Genomic DNA, 20,610 nt, shown 5'->3' with positions numbered 1-20,610 from the left:
TTTTTTTATAAGATTTTTTCTTAAGGACATACTACTATTATCACTTGAAAGAGAGGAAAAATAAATGAGAGCCAATGAGAAAAATCAAACTTTAATATATAGTCCTTCACAGCTCGTGCAAATGAACTTGCAAAATGACTGTGAAAAAAATAATACGGATTTATTAAATGAATCCATTCATGAATCTGGTCTAGCTTTATCAGAAATTAAGGCATGGAAGAAAAGCTTTCATCGCTCTTAAAGTAATTGGCAGCTATTGACAAAGAAGCATGAAATTCGTATGATATAATAATCAAATTACTATATTAAGCTGATGAGGGAAAAAGTAATTAAGAAAGGTCAGAAAGAGAGGAAATGCCTTGGTTGAAAGCATTTCTCTGATATACTTCTTAATGAAGCACATTCCGTAGGCTTCCGCTCCGAACCCATGAAAGTAGTAGGAGCTGGACGTACGCAGGCGATAACGGTTAAAGTGAAAGCTGTGAATATATAGCTTTAAAAAGGGTGGCACCGCGGGAAAAACTCTCGTCCCTTGTTTTTCGGAACAAGGGATGGGAGTTTTTTTTGTAGAAATAAAATCTAGGGTTGGAAAGACTAAATCGTTACTGTCCTATTGTGGGACCGTTCAGACTGTGACTAGAGAGTCTCAAGCTCCTTCCGATAAGTTGGACAACACGGCGAAGCTGGTTATGAAAAGACGTAAATTAACTAGGCGCTGGAGCTGGAAACTAATTAGAGTTGGAAGTATCCAATTCGAAATTTTATAATTTTCTTCATAAGAAAAATAAACGAATGCAAGGGGGATATCACATTGACGATTCAAATACCAAGGGGTACACAGGATATTTTGCCTGGAGAAGTAGAGAAGTGGCAATGGATTGAAGAAACAGCAAAAAAAATATGTCAATTATATCAATATCAAGAAATTAGAACGCCTATTTTTGAACAAACTGAATTATTCCAACGTGGTGTAGGAGATACGACTGACATTGTTCAAAAGGAAATGTACTCCTTTCAAGATCGTGGTGGTAGAGATTTGACATTACGTCCAGAGGGAACAGCAGCGATTGTGCGTTCCTTTACAGAAAATAAAATGTTTGGTTTACCGAATCAACCTGTTAAGCTTTATTATCTTGGACCGATGTTTCGATATGAAAGGCCACAGTCAGGTAGATACCGACAATTTGTTCAGTTTGGCGTTGAAGCATTAGGTAGTATGGATCCAGCAATCGATGCTGAAGTGATCGCTCTAGCTATGGAATTTTATCGAAGTTTGGGACTTAAGCGATTAAAGCTTGTTATAAATAGTCTCGGTGATCGTGAAAGTAGAACTGCTCATCGAAATGCTTTAATTCAGCATTTCCAACCGCGCATAAATGAGTTTTGTTCAGACTGCCAAGAACGCCTAGATAAAAATCCACTGCGCATTTTAGACTGTAAGAAAGACCGGGAACATGAATTGATGAAGTCGGCTCCATCAATTCTCGATTTTCTTAATGATGAATCATCAACTTATTTCAAACAAGTTCAACAATATTTAAATGCGATGGACATTGAATTTGTTGTGGACCCTACACTCGTAAGAGGGTTAGATTATTATAACCACACCGCATTTGAAATTATGAGTGAAGCGGAAGGCTTTGGAGCGATTACAACTCTTTGTGGTGGTGGAAGATATAATGGCCTTGTGAAAGAAATGGGGGGACCCGATACTCCTGGGATCGGTTTTGCTTTAAGTATAGAGCGATTAATTCAAGCATTAGAGGCAGAAGCTGTTCCAATGGAAAAAAACAAGCAGATAAATGCGTATATTATTGCTCTTGGTGAAAAAGCAAAAGATTATTCAGTTGTCTTGCTAGAAAATTTGCGTCGTAATGGTTTCTCCGTGGAACGCGATTATATGAATCGAAAATTAAAAGCGCAATTTAAAGCAGCTGAACGTCTTGGTGCAAAATATGCTGTCATCATTGGAGATGATGAATTATCTTCTGGTGTAGCAACAGTAAAAAAACTTGATACTGGAGAACAAAAAGAAATTGCTTTGGAAAATCTTAAAGAGGAATTGTCAGACTAAGTCAATGGGGGGAAAAGAGATGTTTGGAAGATCCTATTATTGTGGAGAAGTGGCAGAATCTGCCGTAGGTGAGTCCGTTGTTTTGAAAGGATGGGTCCAAAGACGAAGAGATTTAGGAGGATTAATCTTTATCGATTTACGTGACCGTTCTGGAGTTGTGCAAATTGTTTTTAACCCAGATATTTCGAAAGAAGCTTTGGAAGTAGCCGAAAAGGTAAGAAATGAATATGTATTGGATGTACGAGGACAGGTAGTGAAAAGAGATGATAGCACAGTCAATCCTAATATTGCTACTGGAAAGATTGAAGTCTTAGTATCCGATATAACCGTGCTGAATGAAGCTAAAACACCACCATTCATGATCGAAGAACGCACAGATGCAGCTGAAGAGATACGTTTGAAATATCGTTATCTAGATTTGCGTAGACCAGATATGTACTCTGTATTTAAATTGCGTTCTGATATAACAAAAACGATTCGCAATTTTCTTGATGACGAAGGTTTCTTAGATATGGAGACTCCGATCTTAACGAAAAGTACACCTGAGGGTGCTAGAGATTATTTAGTCCCTAGTAGGGTACATGCTGGTGAATTTTTTGCTCTACCCCAGTCTCCACAATTGTTTAAACAATTATTAATGGTAAGTGGATTTGATAAATATTATCAGATTGCTCGTTGTTTCAGAGATGAAGATTTAAGAGCAGATAGACAGCCAGAATTCACGCAAGTCGATATTGAAGCTAGCTTTATGAGCCAAGAAGATATCCGGGCAATGATGGAAAAAATGATGAAAAAAATTATGTTTGTGACAAAGAATATTGAGATTGAGACACCATTCCCTATTTTGAAATATGATGATGCAATGGCAAGATTTGGTTCTGATAAGCCAGATACACGTTTTGGAATGGAATTAAATGATGTTTCACATCTTGTTAAAGACAGTGGTTTTAAAGTATTTTCTGGAGCAGTTTCCTCAGGGGGACAAGTGAAGGCAATTGTAGTAAAAGAAGTGGCAGACCAGTATTCTAGAAAAGATATTGACGCTTTAGGCGAATTTGCAGCAAGATATGGTGCAAAAGGACTTGCTTGGATGAAAGTAGAGGAAGCCGCTATGAAGGGCCCGATTGCAAAATTCTTTTCAGAAGCGGAACAAGCCGATTTATGTGAGGAGCTTTCTGCTCAACCTGGAGATTTAATCTTATTTGTGGCAGATAAGAGTTCTGTCGTAGCTAACGCCTTAGGGGCACTACGCTTAAAGTTAGGAAAGGACTTGCAATTGATTGATGAATCTATTTATCAATTCCTTTGGGTGGTTGATTGGCCATTATTAGAATACGACGAAGAAGCAGGCCGCTATTCTGCTGCTCATCATCCTTTTACTATGCCTGTACGCGAGGATATTGATAAGTTAGAAACAAATCCGGCAGAAGTAAAAGCCCAAGCATATGACCTTGTTTTAAATGGATTTGAGCTTGGTGGAGGCTCCTTGAGAATTTTTGAAAAAGATATCCAAGAAAAAATGTTTAAAGCGCTCGGCTTTTCAGAAGATGAAACGAAGGAAAAATTTGGCTTTCTTCTCGAAGCTTTTGAATATGGTACACCACCACATGGTGGAATTGCACTTGGCTTAGATCGCATGGTCATGCTTCTTTCCGGTAGTAGTAGTTTACGTGATACAATTGCTTTCCCGAAAACTGCTAGTGCTAGTGATCTTTTAATGAAGGCTCCTGACGTGGTGAGTGAACAGCAACTGCAGGAATTGCATTTGGATTTGGTGCAAAAGAAAGATTAAAAACAGGGCGAAATCCCCATTTCTAACCATTTGTAAAAATGAGTTACCTATGATAATATTTTATTAACAGGATAGGTCCTGGTGTGTTCGTTCTAATACCTTATCGTTTTGACCGACAAGTTATAATTACGGGAGTCTGTTTGTCTACATTCCAAGTATAAGCCTCCGGTTGAGTGGACATATAAGGTTTGTAGCAGGACACCCACCTGCCAAGAGCGGGTTCAAAACAAAGGCTTGAAAAGACGGCACAATCGGGACTTATCCATTTTGTTTTTTTAAAAGGTACAACCAGCTCGCGTAATTGTTGGTTGTTTTTTTACTGTATAAATTGAGCTTTTTGGCTTTGTTTTACAGAATTGATTGATTATTTAGTTATGTGATTCACTAAACGAAAAATACGATTTTGTGTAGGGAAAACTTATATTTACGGAGTTGAACGAGATGTTACACCAATTTTCGCGCAATGAATTAGCGATTGGAAAGCAAGGCCTTGAACGATTAAAGAATAGTACTGTGGCTGTCCTAGGTGTTGGTGGAGTAGGGACTTTTGCAGCAGAAGCATTAGCAAGATCTGGGGTAGGAAAATTGATCCTAGTTGACAAAGATGATGTAGATATTACAAATGTCAATCGGCAATTGATTGCGTTATTATCAACTGTAGGTCAACCTAAAGTTGACTTAATGAAGGAGAGAATTGAGGATATTAATCCTGAATGCGAAGTAATTTCATTGAAAATGTTTTATACAGATGAAACCTCAGATCTCTTTTTTGAAAATCAACCTGACTATGTTGTTGATGCATCTGATACAATTAGTTATAAAATATTGTTAATGAAAGAATGTTTAAAAAGAAATGTTCCGATTATTTCCGCTATGGGAGCAGCAAATAAGATGGATCCTACAAGATTGAGGATCGCCGACATTTCGAAGACCTATACAGATCCAATTGCAAAAGTAATCCGTACAAGGTTGAAAAAGGAAGGAATTAAAAAGGGAATTCCAGTTGTCTTCTCTGATGAGAGCCCAATTGTGATAAAAGAAGATGTTCGAAAAACAGTTGGAAATGATGAGTCGGAAATTCGCAAGGCACAAATGCCCCCTTCTTCTAACGCTTTTGTACCTTCCACAGCAGGTTTGATTATGGCTAGTTATGTCGTAAGGCAAATTTTACAAGATATTAAGATTGAACGGGTAAAGGACCGTAAATAGCTCATAAAATATTGAAGTAAGGTTAAAAGCCATCAATCAACTCGATTTATGGCTTTTTTGGCTCTTTGTCAAATAACGTTGGTGAAGAATTTTAGCCGAATTTGAATAAAGCTATCTGACTGTTTAGAGAAGAACATCATTCTCTCTAAACAGTCTTTTTTTCTTTTTAATGGAAGGTCCATTCCTATATATCGCTACAGAAATTCATTTCGCTTACCGTGGGGAGTCCGGTGAGGCTCACAGGATGTGAGTCACAAAGGCGTTTCGCCAGGACGGCGAGCTCTTCTTTAGCCTTTGATCCTCATCTTTTGACTACGCCACTGCGGGTTTTCACCTTCACTCTACTTCCTACAGGTGTCTTCGTGAATTTCTGCGGTTGGTAAATACGAACACATTTACGAACGGTTGTATATCTATGAATTATGCAACATTCGATTGGATGTCTTGAAACGTAAAATGGATGAATATTCTGCGTTTGAAATGTAAGAAATTCCTATATCCGTAAGCCACTCGATTTAATACCTTAATTTTATTATTGATTCCCTCTATCCGCCCATTATTGTAGGAATAGCGCAAGCTGTGCTTGATAAAAGGCAATGTGATTCTGGATGTTTGCGTTCCATTTTTATCGATTATATAATTTATATTTTTAAATCCACAATGTTTACAATGTGTTGGCGTATAGCTTAATTTACCGTGAATATATTTACATTATTTTCTCTTTTGGAAGAAGTTATCTTCGAAAGTAATATTTGAATCTTGAATATCAATTAAATTTCTAATGTCATTAGTAAGTGACAAGTGAGTTCCCTCCTGGGTATGGTTTTGGACGACTTATATTCTACAGGGAAACTCACTTGTTCTCTATTCAAAAGAAAAATAACGTTAGTGAATTTCCATCACCTTCCCAGAATTTCCGAAAAGGTGATTTTCTTTCGCCAACGTTATTTATTATAGAACCGCTTTTTTCTCCTATCTTAAGAAATTTCAGGATAAAATACCAATAAACGGTCGTGACTATACACAACATGAAATGGATATCCAAGGTTTTGAGATGTATACTTACCACTCAATCAATAAAAGAATGCTTGGATATATGTGGTTAATTAAATATGGTTATAAAATGGATATAGACTGTAATTAGGGGCTTTGTTAGTTTATACATAAGCTATCCTAAAGAGGTGGCTATTATCAATAAATTCAAAACTGATGAAGAAAAGGGGGGTTATGAATGAGTTCTAAAGTAACAGAAATAAATAATACTACACAACAGCAATTTTTATCTCCAAAAGGGAAACCGCTTACAAAACGTCTATGGAAAGATCGTTGGCTTTATATATTTTTATTACCAGGTATAGTTTATTTTGCTGTTTATAAGTATTTGCCGATGTGGGGAGTTTTAATGTCCTTTCAGAACTATCAGCCACACTTAGGTATATGGAACAGTCGGTGGGTTGGGTTCAAACACTTTGAACGTTTTTTTAGTGAGCCTGAGTTTTGGATGTTGTTTAGAAATACCTTATATATTGCCTTTTTGGATTTAATCATTTTCTTCCCCATCACCATTATTATTGCCCTGTTATTAAATGAATTAAGAAAAGAGATGTTCAAACGTTTTGTGCAAACTATGGTTTATGTCCCGCATTTTCTATCTTGGGTTGTTGTTGTAGGAATTAGTTATATTTTATTGACTACAGAAAGTGGAATTATAAATGAATTTATTTCTTGGTTGGGAGGGGATAAAATACCCTTTTTGATGAGTGAAGATTGGTTCCGCCCATTAATCATTATTCAAATGATTTGGAAGGATGCTGGATGGGGGACAATTATATTTCTTGCTGCTTTAGCCGGTGTCGATTCCCAATTATATGAGGCTGCTCGAATTGATGGTGCTAATAGATGGCGTTTATTATGGCATATTACCTTACCCTCCATCCGTAGTGTAATAGTGATCTTACTTATTCTCCGCCTTGGAAATTTCTTGGATTTAGGGTTTGAACAGATATTCCTTATGTTAAATGCAATGAATCGAGAGGTTGGTGAGGTCTTCGATACCTATGTGTACCAAGTAGGTATAAGACAAGGCCAATTCAGCTATAGTGCGGCAGTTGGTTTATTCAAATCAATTGTAGGATTTATTTTGGTTATAGGGGCCAATTCATTAGCAAAGAAATTTGGTGAAGAGGGGATCTATTAAGAAAGTTAGGAAGGGGGAATAATTCTTGATTCACGATAAAACAATTGGAAGTAGAATCTTTGATGTGATCAATTATCTGATTTTATCTATGATCGCAATAGCGACTGTTCTTCCGTTTCTATATGTTGTTATAACATCTTTTTCTAATTCAACTTCCATTATTCCAACAGGCTTTTCCTTAGATGCGTATCGTTATATTTTTTCTACTGAAACATTTGCCAGAAGTATGGGAGTTTCAGTTTATATTACTATTTTAGGAACATTTATCAATCTATTTCTTACTTCTTTAATGGCATATGCATTAGCGCATACTCATATTGCAGGCCGGCGGATTATTTTGCTAATGGTGATTTTTACGATGTTGTTCAATGGGGGAATGATACCAACATATTTTATCGTCAAAGGCACGGGGTTAATTGACTCATTTTGGGCATTGATGATTCCCAATGCAATAAGTGCATTCTATCTTATTATCATGAAAAACTTTTTTCAAGGAATACCAGAAGAATTAAAGGAATCAGCAAGAATGGATGGATGTCATGAAGTAGGAATCTTATTTAGAATAGTGATCCCGTTATCATTACCAGCGATGGCTGCCTTTGGTCTTTTTTACTCAGTCGGATTATGGAATCAATATTTTAATGCCGTTTTGTATATAAATGATCCATCCAAGTGGCCTGTACAAGTATTACTCCGGCAAGTCGTTATTTTAGCCCAAGGTTCAATTGGAGATTCTTCTGAAATTGCCGAGGATGCGGTCGTGTTTTCGGAAGGGATAAAAATGGCGGTAATTGTAATTTCTACCGTTCCAATCTTATTAGTATATCCATTTTTACAAAAACACTTTGCTAAAGGAGTACTACTTGGATCAGTAAAAGGTTGAAAAATCTAATTGGTTTTCATGAAAAACATTTAAAAAGGGGGAGAAAAACTATGAATAAACTATTTGTCCTTATTATTGGAACATTATTACTTCTAGCTTTGTTAGTAAGTTGTAGCGGGAAAAAAGAAGTAGATAGTGAGAAAACGAATACTAACTCGGATGATAAGTTGGAAATTAGTATTATGATGCATTTTGATGGCATCGAGTTTCCACAAAAAGGTAATGATGTAGAAAAGGAGATAGAGGAATATACAAAGTCAAAATTGGATATTCAAGCTGCACCAGGTGCCACTTTTTCCGAGAAGCTTCCAGCAGTCGTGGCATCTGGCGATATGCCCATGGTAATTGGTATGAATCAGTTTAGAGAACCATATATGATCAATGCGCTTAGAGGAGATTTGTTTTGGGAAATTGGCCTTTTTTTAGATCAATTTCCTAATTTATCAAGTATTAATTCTGTCATATATGATAATATTTCCCTTGATGGTAAAACATATGGGTTGCCTCGAGTAAGACCTTTAGCCCGTGATATTTACATTTATCGAAAAGATTGGTTAGACAATTTAGGGATGGAAGAACCGAAAACTGTTGAAGAATTTTATGAAATGCTATACGCCTTCAGCTATAATGATCCAGATCAGAATGGAAAAGATGATACGTACGGAATGACTGTCGAAAAGGAAGGATTGATTAATCGCTTTGCACCATTGTTTGGGGCACCGAATGGTTGGGAAGAGAAAGATGGTCAGTTTACTCATACGACTTCTACCCAAGAGTATTTAGATGGCTTAAATTTCTTTAAAAAGTTATATGATAATGGCTTGATTACAAAAGACTTTGCTGTTATTGAGCGATCTCAATGGGAAGAAGCATTTGCATTAGGAAAAGCAGGGGTTTGGCCTGATACGAGTAATGCAATTGTCCGAATGTATAATAGAATTAGAGAACATGAACCAAATGTTGAATTGGGAGCATTTAGTTTACTTGAAGGTCCACATGGAAAAAGGGTAGCTGCAGGAGGGGGGCATAATGGGATATTTGTTTTCCCAAAATCATCTATTAAAACAGAAGAGGAATTAATTCAAGTTTTAAGTTTTTTTGAGAAGCTACAAGAAGAACCGATGCATACATTATTTAAATGGGGAGTCGAAGGAAAACATTATGACCTAGTCGATGGAAAGCCGATCCTAAACGAAAGTGCAGATCTTCATAACGAAGTTATACTTCCTTATACATTACCGCTAGGCATTGTTCCTGCTGAAGAAAATGCTTTGGTTGGAGATATATCACAGCTAGAACAGTTAGAAAGGGAACTCCCTGTGGAAAACGAGGAATTTGCTATTCATAACCCAACAACTAAATTAATTTCAGACACACAGGCAGAGAAGGGGCCACAATTAAATACAATTATTTCAGATGCAAATATAAAGTATATTATGGGGCAACTAGATGAAAAAGGTTGGAAAAAAGAGATAGATAGATGGAGAACTAGTGGTGGAGACAAAATGGCTGAAGAATATGCCCAAGAATATGCTAAATTAGATAAATAATAATTTATAAAAGACAGGTATCAGCTGATGCCTGTCTTATTACAATGGAATCCCCAAGAAGACACTTGTAATATTAAGATTGAAATAAGATTCTTATATTATCTAAGCATGAATATAATTGTGAGATAAGGGAGGGGATCCTTATTAATATCAAAAAATCGCCATATTATAAAAAACTATTTATGTTTAGTGTAGTATTATCGACTTTCCCTGTGATTATATTAGGTGCCCTATCTTATACGAAGGCAACAAGGGAAATAGAAGAAAAGGTAGCAAAAGAAAATATGCAAGTATTACAGCAGACAAAGATAAGTTTAGAATATCATCTCGAAACTTTAGATAACAATGTAACACAATTTATTCTGTCCCCATTTTTCACTTCAAGCTATGAACGTAAGTTAACTCCGAAAGATTTTATTACATACCGAGATTTATCAGCTGCAATGAAAAGGTTTCAAACAGATAAAATTTGGAATGATGAGGTTGAATTAATTAATTTCAAAGAAAATTGGGCAATTAGCAAACGTGGATTGGAATATCCTAATGAAGTAAGAATTTTTAATAAATATTCTAGTGTCAAGAAAATTCCCAAGGCATCAGTATGGATGACCATTTCTGATCAGAATATTGAGTCAGTTAATTTAGTAAAAAAACTTCCATTGTTAGCAAATAAACCTGAAGGGCTAATACGAATCTCAATCTCAAAAAGAGAAATTAATAAATTGATAAATGGAGATAATGATATAGAAAATTTCTTCATAATGGATGGAAATGATCAGCTAATCTCTGAACCTACGCATAGAAATCAATTTCTTACATCTGAAAAGTTTATTCAGGAATTGAATAGTAAGAAAAGTGATAATGGTTACTTTATGATAAAAATGGATGAAGAGAATATTGGGGTTAACTATAGCAAATCGTCTTATAATGAATGGACTTATTTATCAATTGTACCAATTGGGACCATCACTAAAGATTCAAGAGATATCGGTTGGTATACGGCATTTGTTTGTATAGTTATGATAATTATTTTAATCATCGTAGCCTCCCTGTTTTCAAAATATTTTTATCATCCTATTCGTCTTATTTATCAATCTGTTGCAACTTCAGTTGAGGGTAAAAAAGCTTTAAATTCAAAAGACGAGTTTAAAAGTATTCAGAGTAAAATTGATCAATTTCAATATCAAATAGATAACCAAACGAAACATCTAAGGGAATTTTTCATAATAGGTTTATGTATGGGACAAATAAAAATTGAAAAAATTAATGAAATGGTGCAAAATTTAAATTTGGATACGGATTGGGAGGCATTGTCGGTTTTAGTTATACAACCTAATGTTTTAGGTAGCCTGAGTACGAAAAATGGAGAATGTGAGTTGTTTTTACATTCCATTAATACCTTGGTAAGTGAATCGCTCTCCGAAGAATTGCGTTATCCCCCAATTATTTTAGATGAATATCAAGTGACAATCATACAAATGTATGACAAAAATAGAGATAACGATAGAGAATATTTATATGGTTTGGCGGAAGAATTAAAGCGTTTGGTTTTGCAGGATCTTAATTTAAGTATTAGTATTGGCATTAGTCGTCCTTTTACAAGGTTGGCAAACACAGAACTTGCTTATAATGAAGCAACAAAAGCACTCAAATATCATCAAAGATTAGAGTCTGGAATGATTGTCAGTATTGACGATATTGTGTTAGATGATTCTGTAAAAAATATTTTTCCTAAACAGATTTATCAGGAGTTAATCCAGTCGATTAAGGAAGTGCAACCAGATGATATCGAGGAGTCGATAAGCAAGCTTATGACGGAGATTAGAAAAAATTGCCGCTCATTTCTTCAATATCAAAATATCTTGATGCAATTACTATCTAAACTTTTGGAACTTGTTCAAGAACTAGGAATATCTTCTGAAAAACTTTTTGGTGAAAAAGTATTATTTGAAGAAATATTAAAGTTTAAGGACATAGACGAAATAGAATGTTGGATAACTAAGACTGTACTACCACCAATTATTGAAAAGTATGCGGACAAACAAAAGGACACACAAAGTAATATTACAGAAAGCGTAATATCAATCATAGAAAAAGAATTTTACAGTGATTTAACTCTCGATATTATCGCCTCAAAAATAAATTTTCATCCCAGTTATATTAGTAGGGTGTTTAAAAAGGAAACGGGTTATAGCTTTAGTGAATACCTGCTGGACTATAGAATAAAAAAGATGAAAAAAATGTTAAGAGAAACAAATTTGAAGATCGCTGAAATTGCAGAGATTTTCCATTTTAATAGTTCTGCAGCTTTTATCCGTTCATTTCGGAAAGTGGAAGGGATAACGCCTGGACAATATCGAAAAAAATATCATTTATAATCCACACATATCAAAAATATGGCACAAACCAGTTTGGTTTGTGCCATATTCAATTTACGATTACTTTTTCCTTAAATTCTCATAAACCGTTGCTAATGCTTGCTCGAATTTCCCAGTTTTTTTCGGTACATAATATTGTTTATTTTTTAGTTTGTCAGGAAGATATTGTTGTTTCACCCAACCGATTTCATAGTCATGGGGATATTTATAATCTATTCCTCTCCCAAGTTCTTTTGCTCCCTTATAGTGAGCGTCTTTTAAATGAAGTGGTACTTCTCCGCTTTGTCCTGCTCTGATATCACTGAGTGCCTTATCAATAGCTGTTATAGCTGAATTGGATTTTGGCGATAGACATAATTCAATCACAGCATTGGCTAACGGAATCCGCGCTTCAGGGAAGCCGATTTTTTCAGCTGTTTGGATAGCGACAAGAGTTCGAGAGCCTGCTTGTGGATTAGCAAGACCAATGTCTTCATAAGCAATGACTAAAAGCCTTCTTACAATACTTGGTAAGTCTCCAGCTTCAATCAGTCGACCTAAATAATGAAGAGCCGCATTTACATCACTGCCCCTAATCGATTTTTGAAAACCACTTAAAACATCATAATGGGCATCTCCATCTTTGTCATGGGCAAGGCTTTTCTTCTGTAAACATTCTTCTGCTACGGTCATGGTAATATGGATCTGTCCATCTTTGTCAGGGTCTGTTGATAAAACGGCCAGTTCCAAAGCATTTAATGCACTTCTAGCGTCTCCATTACTAGCTGCGACAAAATGATCTAAAGCTTGTTCCTCGATGGAAATAGAATACTTACCAAGCCCTCTTTCTGCATCATTTAATGCTCGCTCTAAAGTCTGTTTAATTTCCTCTTCATTCAATGGAAATAACTCGAAAATTTGACAGCGGCTTCTAATAGCGGGATTAATTGCATGGTAAGGATTACTTGTTGTAGCACCGATTAAAATAATCGTCCCATTTTCTAAATATGGAAGTAAGAAATCTTGTTTTCCTTTGTCTAATCGATGGACCTCATCAAGTAAAAGGATGACTTTTCCACTCATTTTCCCTTCAGCGGCAACAACTTCCATATCTTTTTTATTATTTGTCACGGCATTTAAAGTACGAAATGCGTATTGCGTACTGCCAGCAATGGCACTTGCAATTGATGTTTTTCCAATCCCAGGTGGGCCGTATAAAATCATGGATGATAGTTGCTTTGCCTTGACCATTCTTGCTATAATTTTGTTTTCTCCTACTAAATGCTGTTGTCCCATTACCTCATCAATGGTTTTCGGGCGCATTCTAAATGCCAAAGGTTGTTTCTTCACAAATATCTCTCCAACTCTTCTTTCTTTAGATAAAATATAATTTTTCCAATGATTGACTCTAGTTTTAGTTGCCATTGGCAAGATATTGCAACACATAAGGGGAAAGAAGGTAGTGTTGTTTTAGTCTACTGACAAGAGGTCGTAGGTTAAGCCGTTCCCCCTCATCTACTTTTTAAAGTTGCACGTTACTGAACGACACAGTTGCTTCTATTCTTACCTAGGAAACTAATAAATCCCATTCCAAGGATAAACTCTAATAGGCAGCTTTGTTGTCCAATTTCAGAAGCTATCGACAAGAGATTCATAGGAGCGAGTCGATCGGTGTTACAAGAAGGCCTGTTCTTAGGCGCTCTCCCTACTGATCCAAGTTCGTATATCGCTCCACGAGCGCTAGCGCTTTACTTATTATCATATCAAAATGGTCAGATATATGCATTCAATATGATGGATATGCTATAATAGTGAAATGCGAAGGAGTCTGATGAGATGAAAAATGTGTTGCTTTATAAACGATTCCTCCTATTTGTGATCGGACTTCTTATTATGTCTTTTGGGATTGTCCTCATGATTGTATCCAATTTTGGAGTGTCTCCATGGGATGTTTTACATGTAGGGCTATATTATCAATTTGGTTTATCAATTGGTACATGGTCTATTCTTATTGGATTTATTGTGTTAGGAAGCTCGTCCTTATTAATGAAAAGATGGCCCAAATATGGAGCCTATTTGAATATGATACTTGTCGGATTATTTATTGATATGTATATGCAAATTCCTTTTCTGATCGAACCAAGTCATATGACTGAAAAATTCATTATGTTTTTTATAGGGATGATGATTAATGCATATGGAATGGGAATATATTTATCGGCTGAAATGGGTGCTGGGCCTCGGGATAGTTTTATGCTAGCATTACAAGAAAAAACCGGCTGGAAAATTGCGACAGTAAGGCGCCTCATGGAAGTAATTGTTCTTGCTTTTGGCTGGATTTTAGGAGGGCCTGTTTTTTATGGAACGATTATCTTTAGTTTAACTGTCGGAACGTTTATTGGTTTTGCTTTACCTCAATGCCAGTTGCTAGCAAGTAAATTTTTAAAGATAAATGATAAATTAAATCAAAAAGTAGAACGGAGTGCTGAGTTATGAAAATATCAACTAAAGGAAGATATGGATTAACTATTATGATTGAATTAGGAAAAAAATATGGAGAGGGTCCAATTTCGCTAAAGTCCATTGCGAAAACACATAATCTATCTGAACATTATTTAGAGCAACTTGCAGGTCCATTAAGAAATGCGGGCTTAGTGAAAAGTGTCCGTGGCGCCTATGGTGGTTATGTCTTAGCGAATGAACCGGCAAAGATTACAGCGGGAGATATCATTCGAGTTTTAGAAGGACCGATTAGTCCTGTTGAAGGTATCGAAGAAGAAGAACCAGCCAAACGGAATTTATGGATGAAAGTCCGAGATGCAGTGAAAGATGTGTTAGATAACACAACGATTGAGGACTTGGCTAATTATGAAGAAGATGGAACTGAAACACCTTATATGTTTTATATTTAAGATTATTGAAAAAACAGTGGTGAAAGTTTGAACTTTCAGTGGAATAAGAGCTATTAATTGAGATATTGATTCTCATGTACTAAAAAAGATACCTGAAATGGAATAGGTGAAAAAAGTGGAAAGAATTTATTTAGATCATGCCGCAACAACACCATTGCATCCACTCGTACTAAATAAAATGACAGAGGTTCAAAAAACTACATTTGGAAATCCTTCTAGTATTCATTCCTTTGGCAGAGAATCGCGGAAACAATTGGACGATGCTCGCTCAATTTTGGCTAAAAGTATTGGGGCTAATCCGGATGAAATAGTGTTTACAAGTGGAGGCACAGAGGCAGATAACTTAGCAATTTTAGGAACAGCCCAAGCAAAGAAATCTCTTGGAAAACATATTATTACAACAAAAATCGAACATCATGCTGTTCTGCATACATGCCAGTATTTAGAAAAAGAAGGGTTTGAAGTAACCTATTTAAGTCCTGATGATAAAGGTGAAATTTCTTTGGATTCAGTAAAAGCTGCACTACGACCTGATACAATCTTGGTCACAATTATGTATGGGAATAATGAGGTAGGCTCATTACAACCTATAAAGGAGATAGCTTCCTTATTAGAGGCTCATCAAGCGATTTTTCATACAGATGCCGTTCAGGCTTATGGAGTAAAATCTATTGATGTTACGGAATTAGGCGTTGACTTGCTCTCTGTTACGGCTCATAAGGTCAGTGGTCCGAAAGGTATTGGCTTCCTCTATATAAAAACTGATACAGGGATTACCTCTCTTACGTATGGTGGAGAGCAGGAAAGAAAACGAAGAGCGGGTACGGAAAATTTACCGGCTATTGTTGGTTTTTCCGAGGCGGTTTTACTAGCAATGGAAGGCTTAGAAAAGAAAGTAGAGTTTTTCCGTCACTTAAAAGATACATTAATCAAAGCACTAGAATCAGAACAAATTGATTGGAGCATAAACGGTGCTGAGAACAGTTTACCACATATTCTGAATATCAGTTTTCCAAAAACGGATGTTGAATCCCTACTTGTTAATCTTGATTTAGTTGGCATTGCGGCATCCAGTGGATCAGCCTGTACGGCAGGCTCTGTAGAACCTTCTCATGTATTAGTTGCTATGTTTGGCTCAAATTCTGATCGAATTCGAAATTCGATTCGCTTTAGTTTTGGTATCGATAATACGGAAGAACAAATAGTTAAGGCGGGAAAAGAAATCGCCAAAATTGTTCGTAGGTTTCAAAATTGAAAGGAAGATTAAAAATGAAGAAAGCACCAAAAGATACCCGAGTGGTTGTCGGTATGTCTGGTGGCGTTGATTCCTCTGTTGCTGCTCTTTTATTAAAAGAGCAAGGCTATGAAGTCATCGGTATTTTCATGAAGAATTGGGATGATACCGATGAAAATGGAGTCTGTACAGCAACCGAGGATTATAATGATGTCATAAAAGTATGTAATCAAATTGGCATTCCTTATTATGCCGTAAATTTTGAAAAGGAATATTGGGATAAAGTATTTACTTATTTCCTTGATGAATATAAAGCTGGGAGAACACCTAATCCAGATGTAATGTGTAATAAAGAAATTAAATTTAAAGCTTTCTTAGATCATGCGATGAATCTTGGGGCAGATTATCTTGCTACAGGACATTATGCACAAGTAGTCCATGATGGAAAAGAAGTTAAAATGTTAAGAGGCTTGGATGAAAGTAAAGACCAAACTTATTTTTTAAACCAGTTGAGTGCAGAACAATTAGAAAAAGTTATGTTTCCTTTAGGGTCATTACGTAAAAAGGAAGTACGTGAAATTGCCGAAAAAGCGGGTCTTGCTACGGCTTCGAAAAAAGACAGTACAGGTATTTGCTTTATCGGTGAAAGGAATTTCAAGGAATTTCTACAAGGTTATTTACCTGCACAAAAAGGCAATATGGAAACATTAGATGGACAAAAGATGGGAACTCATGATGGACTAATGTATTATACGATCGGTCAACGTCATGGTCTAGGAATCGGTGGTGAAGGAGAACCATGGTTTGTTGTCGGGAAGGACTTAAAACGAAATATTCTGTTTGTTGAGCAAGGGTTTCATCATCCGACGCTTTACTCAGACTCTATAATCGCAACAAATATTAATTGGATATCCACTACACCAAAACCAGCTGTCTTCGAATGTACAGCTAAGTTTCGTTACCGTCAACCCGATGTAAAGGTTGAGGTGCATTTTTTACCTGGACAGGAAGCAAAAGTAGTTTTTAAAGAACCTGTAAGAGCTGTTACGCCAGGACAAGCAGTAGTTTTCTATCAGGAAGAAGAATGTCTAGGCGGCGGAACAATTGATCGAATTTACAAAGAGGACACTCAACTATTATATGTAGGCTAGATATACGTTCCATTAAAAATGTCAGTCGATTAAGACTGGCATTTTTGACGTGAAAATCAACTATTACAACTTGTTAACAAGCTGGATAGAAAAGCATCGCTGATAGATTTTATGCTATAATTTCAATAGAAAATTGTTCGGAGTGTGAAGTATGGATAAAAATAAACAAGCTATTGATTTATTACAGGACGGAAATATTGAAAAAGCTGTACAATTGTTTACTGAAGTGATTGAAGAGAATCCAAAAGATCCCGTAGGCTATGTGAATTTTGCTAATGTCTTAATCTCCATTGGAGAAACGGCGCGGGCTGAATCATTTTTAAAAAAGGCGATTGAACTTGATGACCAAGCTGCTGCTACTTTTTATAGCTATGGAAATTTTTATTTTAATCAAGAAAGATATGACCTAGCTGTAGGTATGTTTGAAAAGGCACTTGCAAATGGGTTAGATACCAATGATTTGTATTACATGCTTGGTATGTGTTTTATTTCGATGGGGAAATTTTCTCTCTCACTACCTTATTTACAAAGAAGTATCGAGTTAGATGAAGAAGATGTAGAAGCAAGATTTCAATATGGACTAGCACTAGCGCAATCTGAATCATATCAGGAAGCGATTCAACAATTACAATTCGTTATAGAAAAAGATCCGAAACACACGGATGGTTATTATAACTTGGCAATAGCTCATGCGGTTACAGGAGCTGAGCCGGAATATATTCTTTCTTTATTAGATAAAGCTATCGCCATTCAACCAGATCATTTATTAGCTTTAAATGCAAGGAAAGCTGTTGTGGAATTAAAGGAAAGCAAGAAATAGGCTGTAAGGAGAGAGAAATATGGATGTACGGCAGGATTCCCTTGACCTTTTTTCTGAGCAGGAAAAATTTATACAAGGGCGACACCTTGTGACTATTTTTTATAATGAGCAAAATTTCTATTCTGTGGTCAGAATAAGGATTGAGAAGACCAATTTGGAAATAAAAGATAGAGAAGCCGTGATCGTTGGTCATTTTCCAAAATTACAGGATGAGGAATCATATGTTTTCTATGGGGAAATGAAGGACCATCCTAAATTTGGTCTTCAATTTAGTGCTACTCATTTTAAAAAAGTAATGCCACAAACAAAGCAGGGAGTTGTTGCTTACTTATCCAGTGAACTATTTAAAGGGGTTGGAAAAAAGACCGCTGAAAGAATTGTTGATGTGCTGGGAGACAATGCGATTAGTCGAATTCTCGAACAACCATCGTTACTTGACTCTATTCCGAAATTGGGACCAGAGACGGCAAAGGATTTGTATGAAACTTTATTGGAACACCAGGGACTCGAGAGAATCATGGTAAGTTTAAATCAATACGGTTTTGGACCACAAATCTCAATGAAGATTTATCAAGTCTATAAGGAAGAAACGTTAACTATTTTGGAAAGAAATCCTTATCAATTAATTGAAGATGTTGAAGGGATTGGTTTCGGGCGTGCAGATGAATTAGGCTCACAACTGGGGATTACGGGAAACCATCCTGATCGGATTAAGGCGGGTTGCCTTTATTTGCTTGAGCAGGATTGTTTAAAAAATGGGCATGTTTATCTTGATGCTGAAGAATTATTGGAAAATGTAAAAGAGCTATTGGAAGATAGCCAAAATATAGAAATTCCTTATGATAATATTGCGCAAGCGATTATCAGCCTTGAAGAAGAAGGGAAAATTATTGGGGAAAAGAAGAGAATCTATTTACCTTCTCTTTATTTTGCCGAAAAAGGGATTGTGACGAATCTTCAAAGGGTGATGGAACAGACAGAATATGCCGATCAATTTCCAGAATCAGAATTTCTATTAGCGTTAGGTAAATTGGAGGAGCGGCTAAATGTTCAGTATGCACCATCACAGAAAGAAGCAATCCAAACGGCTCTAACTAGCCCAATGATGATTTTAACAGGTGGACCGGGAACGGGAAAAACAACAGTTATTAAAGGAATTGTAGAACTTTATGCTGAATTACATGGTTGTTCGCTTGATCCTAAAGCATACAAACAAGATGAGCCTTTTCCTATTTTACTAACGGCTCCAACTGGTCGTGCTGCTAAAAGAATGTCAGAATCAACAGAATTACCTGCTATGACCATTCATCGGCTTCTCGGAATGACAGCACAGGAAAATTTGGATTCAGATGGCGAGCGAGAACTAGAAGGAAAGCTAATTATTGTGGATGAAATGTCAATGGTTGATACATGGCTAGCCCATCAATTATTTAAAGCTCTTCCCTCGCAAATTCAGGTAATATTAGTTGGGGACGAAGATCAATTACCCTCGGTGGGACCAGGGCAAGTATTAAAGGATTTACTACAATCTCATGCTGTTCCAGTCGTGCAATTAACGGATATTTATCGGCAAAAGGAAGGATCATCCATCATTGAACTTGCGCATCAGGTGAAAAATGGTGAAATCCCGACAGATCTATTACAGCCACAAAAAGATCGTTCGTTTATTAAGTGTCATACAAACCAAATGGGAGATGTGATTAAACGAATTGTCTTAAGTGCGAAGAAAAAGGGATATACAGCAATGGATGTACAGGTTTTAGCACCTATGTATCGTGGACCAGCTGGAATTGATGCGATGAATCAAATCTTACAAGAAATATTTAACCCCAATGATGATCAAAAAAGAAAAGAACTGACATTTGGGGATACGAAGTATCGAATCGGGGATAAGATTTTACAGCTTGTAAATCAGCCTGAAAAAAATGTCTTTAATGGCGATATTGGCGAAATAATCTCTATTCTAACTGCAAAAGAAAATACTGAAAAACAAGATATGATCATTGCTTCTTTTGAAGGCACAGAAGTTACGTATACAAGATCAGATTTAAACCAAATTACTCTTGCTTATTGTTGTTCTATCCATAAATCCCAAGGTAGTGAATTTCCCATCGTCATTATGCCTGTTGTGCGTAGTTATTATCGCATGTTAAGAAGGAATTTATTATACACGGGACTCACCAGAAGTAAAAAGTCTTTAGTTCTATGTGGCGAAGAACAAGCTTTCCAAATTGGGGTGCAAAGGGAAGATGATCAACAAAGAAAAACTTCTCTCTATGAAAAGCTAACCACACTCCTTCCTCAAGATGAAAAGGACTCTAGCCATGTCGAAGAATTATCTGAAGAGACGTGGATGATAATTGATCCAATGATTGGAATGGAAAATGTTACGCCTTATGATTTTATGGAGCCGGAGAGAAACTAAAGATGT

General features: G+C 36.2%; 16 protein-coding genes, 1 other RNA gene and 1 other annotated feature. Of the genes, 15 read left to right on the top strand and 2 right to left on the bottom strand.

Annotation, left to right across the window (positions count from 1 at the left end; all coding sequences use genetic code 11):
- Window positions 1-64: 64 nt before the first annotated feature.
- The 5 genes from J2Z23_RS08935 (at window position 65) to J2Z23_RS08915 (ending at window position 5,075) form a co-directional block, all read left to right on the top strand.
- Window positions 65-241, top strand: coding sequence for a hypothetical protein (locus J2Z23_RS08935; RefSeq protein ID WP_165589633.1), 177 nt, complete (start codon window positions 65-67; stop codon window positions 239-241).
- A 63-nt stretch (window positions 242-304) separates the two neighbouring features.
- Window positions 305-536: a binding site (T-box leader), on the top strand.
- Between the two features lie 275 nt (window positions 537-811).
- A complete protein-coding gene (hisS, locus tag J2Z23_RS08930) occupies window positions 812-2,074 on the top strand; it encodes a histidine--tRNA ligase (protein ID WP_057986815.1) in 1,263 nt (420 codons plus the stop codon).
- 19 nt (window positions 2,075-2,093) lie between these two features.
- On the top strand, window positions 2,094-3,866 hold the full coding sequence (gene aspS / locus J2Z23_RS08925; protein ID WP_209973700.1) for an aspartate--tRNA ligase: 1,773 nt from the start codon (window positions 2,094-2,096) through the stop codon (window positions 3,864-3,866).
- A 72-nt stretch (window positions 3,867-3,938) separates the two neighbouring features.
- Window positions 3,939-4,128: non-coding RNA, 6S RNA (ssrS, locus tag J2Z23_RS08920), on the top strand.
- 179 nt (window positions 4,129-4,307) lie between these two features.
- Window positions 4,308-5,075 carry a tRNA threonylcarbamoyladenosine dehydratase gene (locus tag J2Z23_RS08915; RefSeq protein ID WP_057986812.1) on the top strand — a complete coding sequence of 256 codons (768 nt, stop codon included), beginning with the start codon at window positions 4,308-4,310 and terminating at the stop codon, window positions 5,073-5,075.
- A 420-nt stretch (window positions 5,076-5,495) separates the two neighbouring features.
- Here the strand turns inward: J2Z23_RS08915 and J2Z23_RS08910 are convergent, their stop codons facing one another.
- Window positions 5,496-5,777, bottom strand: coding sequence for a transposase (locus J2Z23_RS08910; RefSeq protein ID WP_082881221.1), 282 nt, complete (start codon window positions 5,775-5,777; stop codon window positions 5,496-5,498).
- Between the two features lie 529 nt (window positions 5,778-6,306).
- On the opposite strand from J2Z23_RS08910, the gene J2Z23_RS08905 reads away from it, so the two are divergent.
- The 4 genes from J2Z23_RS08905 (at window position 6,307) to J2Z23_RS08890 (ending at window position 12,083) form a co-directional block, all read left to right on the top strand.
- Window positions 6,307-7,272 carry an ABC transporter permease gene (locus tag J2Z23_RS08905; protein WP_057986810.1) on the top strand — a complete coding sequence of 322 codons (966 nt, stop codon included), beginning with the start codon at window positions 6,307-6,309 and terminating at the stop codon, window positions 7,270-7,272.
- A gap of 25 nt (window positions 7,273-7,297) precedes the next feature.
- Window positions 7,298-8,155: a carbohydrate ABC transporter permease gene (locus tag J2Z23_RS08900; protein WP_057986808.1), complete on the top strand. Its 858-nt coding sequence runs from the start codon at window positions 7,298-7,300 to the stop codon at window positions 8,153-8,155.
- A gap of 50 nt (window positions 8,156-8,205) precedes the next feature.
- Complete coding sequence (locus tag J2Z23_RS08895) at window positions 8,206-9,705, top strand: extracellular solute-binding protein (protein WP_064467729.1); 1,500 nt, start codon at window positions 8,206-8,208, stop codon at window positions 9,703-9,705.
- A gap of 182 nt (window positions 9,706-9,887) precedes the next feature.
- The gene (locus J2Z23_RS08890; protein WP_209973698.1) at window positions 9,888-12,083 is read left to right on the top strand and encodes an AraC family transcriptional regulator; all 2,196 of its coding nucleotides are present in this window, start codon (window positions 9,888-9,890) and stop codon (window positions 12,081-12,083) included.
- A 60-nt stretch (window positions 12,084-12,143) separates the two neighbouring features.
- On the opposite strand, the gene J2Z23_RS08885 is transcribed toward J2Z23_RS08890, so the two are convergent.
- A complete protein-coding gene (locus J2Z23_RS08885; RefSeq protein WP_209973697.1) occupies window positions 12,144-13,412 on the bottom strand; it encodes a replication-associated recombination protein A in 1,269 nt (422 codons plus the stop codon).
- Between the two features lie 486 nt (window positions 13,413-13,898).
- Between J2Z23_RS08885 and J2Z23_RS08880 the strand changes: the two genes are divergently transcribed.
- The 6 genes from J2Z23_RS08880 to recD2 all read left to right on the top strand — a co-directional run bounded on the left by J2Z23_RS08880 (window position 13,899) and on the right by recD2 (window position 20,604).
- Entirely contained in the window at window positions 13,899-14,558 is a 660-nt protein-coding gene (locus tag J2Z23_RS08880; RefSeq protein WP_057989163.1) for a YczE/YyaS/YitT family protein, read from the top strand.
- Window positions 14,555-14,974 (top strand): cysteine metabolism transcriptional regulator CymR, encoded by a 420-nt coding sequence (gene cymR, locus J2Z23_RS08875; protein WP_057989161.1) that lies wholly within the window; start codon window positions 14,555-14,557, stop codon window positions 14,972-14,974. The genes J2Z23_RS08880 and cymR overlap by 4 nt, the downstream gene beginning before the upstream one ends.
- A 115-nt stretch (window positions 14,975-15,089) precedes the next feature.
- On the top strand, window positions 15,090-16,229 hold the full coding sequence (locus J2Z23_RS08870; RefSeq protein WP_064467727.1) for a cysteine desulfurase family protein: 1,140 nt from the start codon (window positions 15,090-15,092) through the stop codon (window positions 16,227-16,229).
- A gap of 14 nt (window positions 16,230-16,243) precedes the next feature.
- Complete coding sequence (gene mnmA, locus J2Z23_RS08865) at window positions 16,244-17,359, top strand: tRNA 2-thiouridine(34) synthase MnmA (protein ID WP_057989157.1); 1,116 nt, start codon at window positions 16,244-16,246, stop codon at window positions 17,357-17,359.
- A gap of 151 nt (window positions 17,360-17,510) precedes the next feature.
- Window positions 17,511-18,179, top strand: a complete 669-nt coding sequence (locus J2Z23_RS08860; RefSeq protein ID WP_057989155.1) for a tetratricopeptide repeat protein — start codon at window positions 17,511-17,513, stop codon at window positions 18,177-18,179.
- A 19-nt stretch (window positions 18,180-18,198) separates the two neighbouring features.
- A complete protein-coding gene (recD2, locus tag J2Z23_RS08855) occupies window positions 18,199-20,604 on the top strand; it encodes an SF1B family DNA helicase RecD2 (RefSeq protein ID WP_057989153.1) in 2,406 nt (801 codons plus the stop codon).
- Window positions 20,605-20,610: the final 6 nt, after the last annotated feature.

The organism is Lederbergia galactosidilytica (assembly GCF_017873565.1).
Taxonomy (GTDB): Bacteria; Bacillota; Bacilli; order Bacillales; family Bacillaceae_C; genus Lederbergia; species Lederbergia galactosidilytica.
Note: the sequence above shows the minus strand (reverse complement) of the source record. Positions and strands in the feature narration are given on the sequence as shown.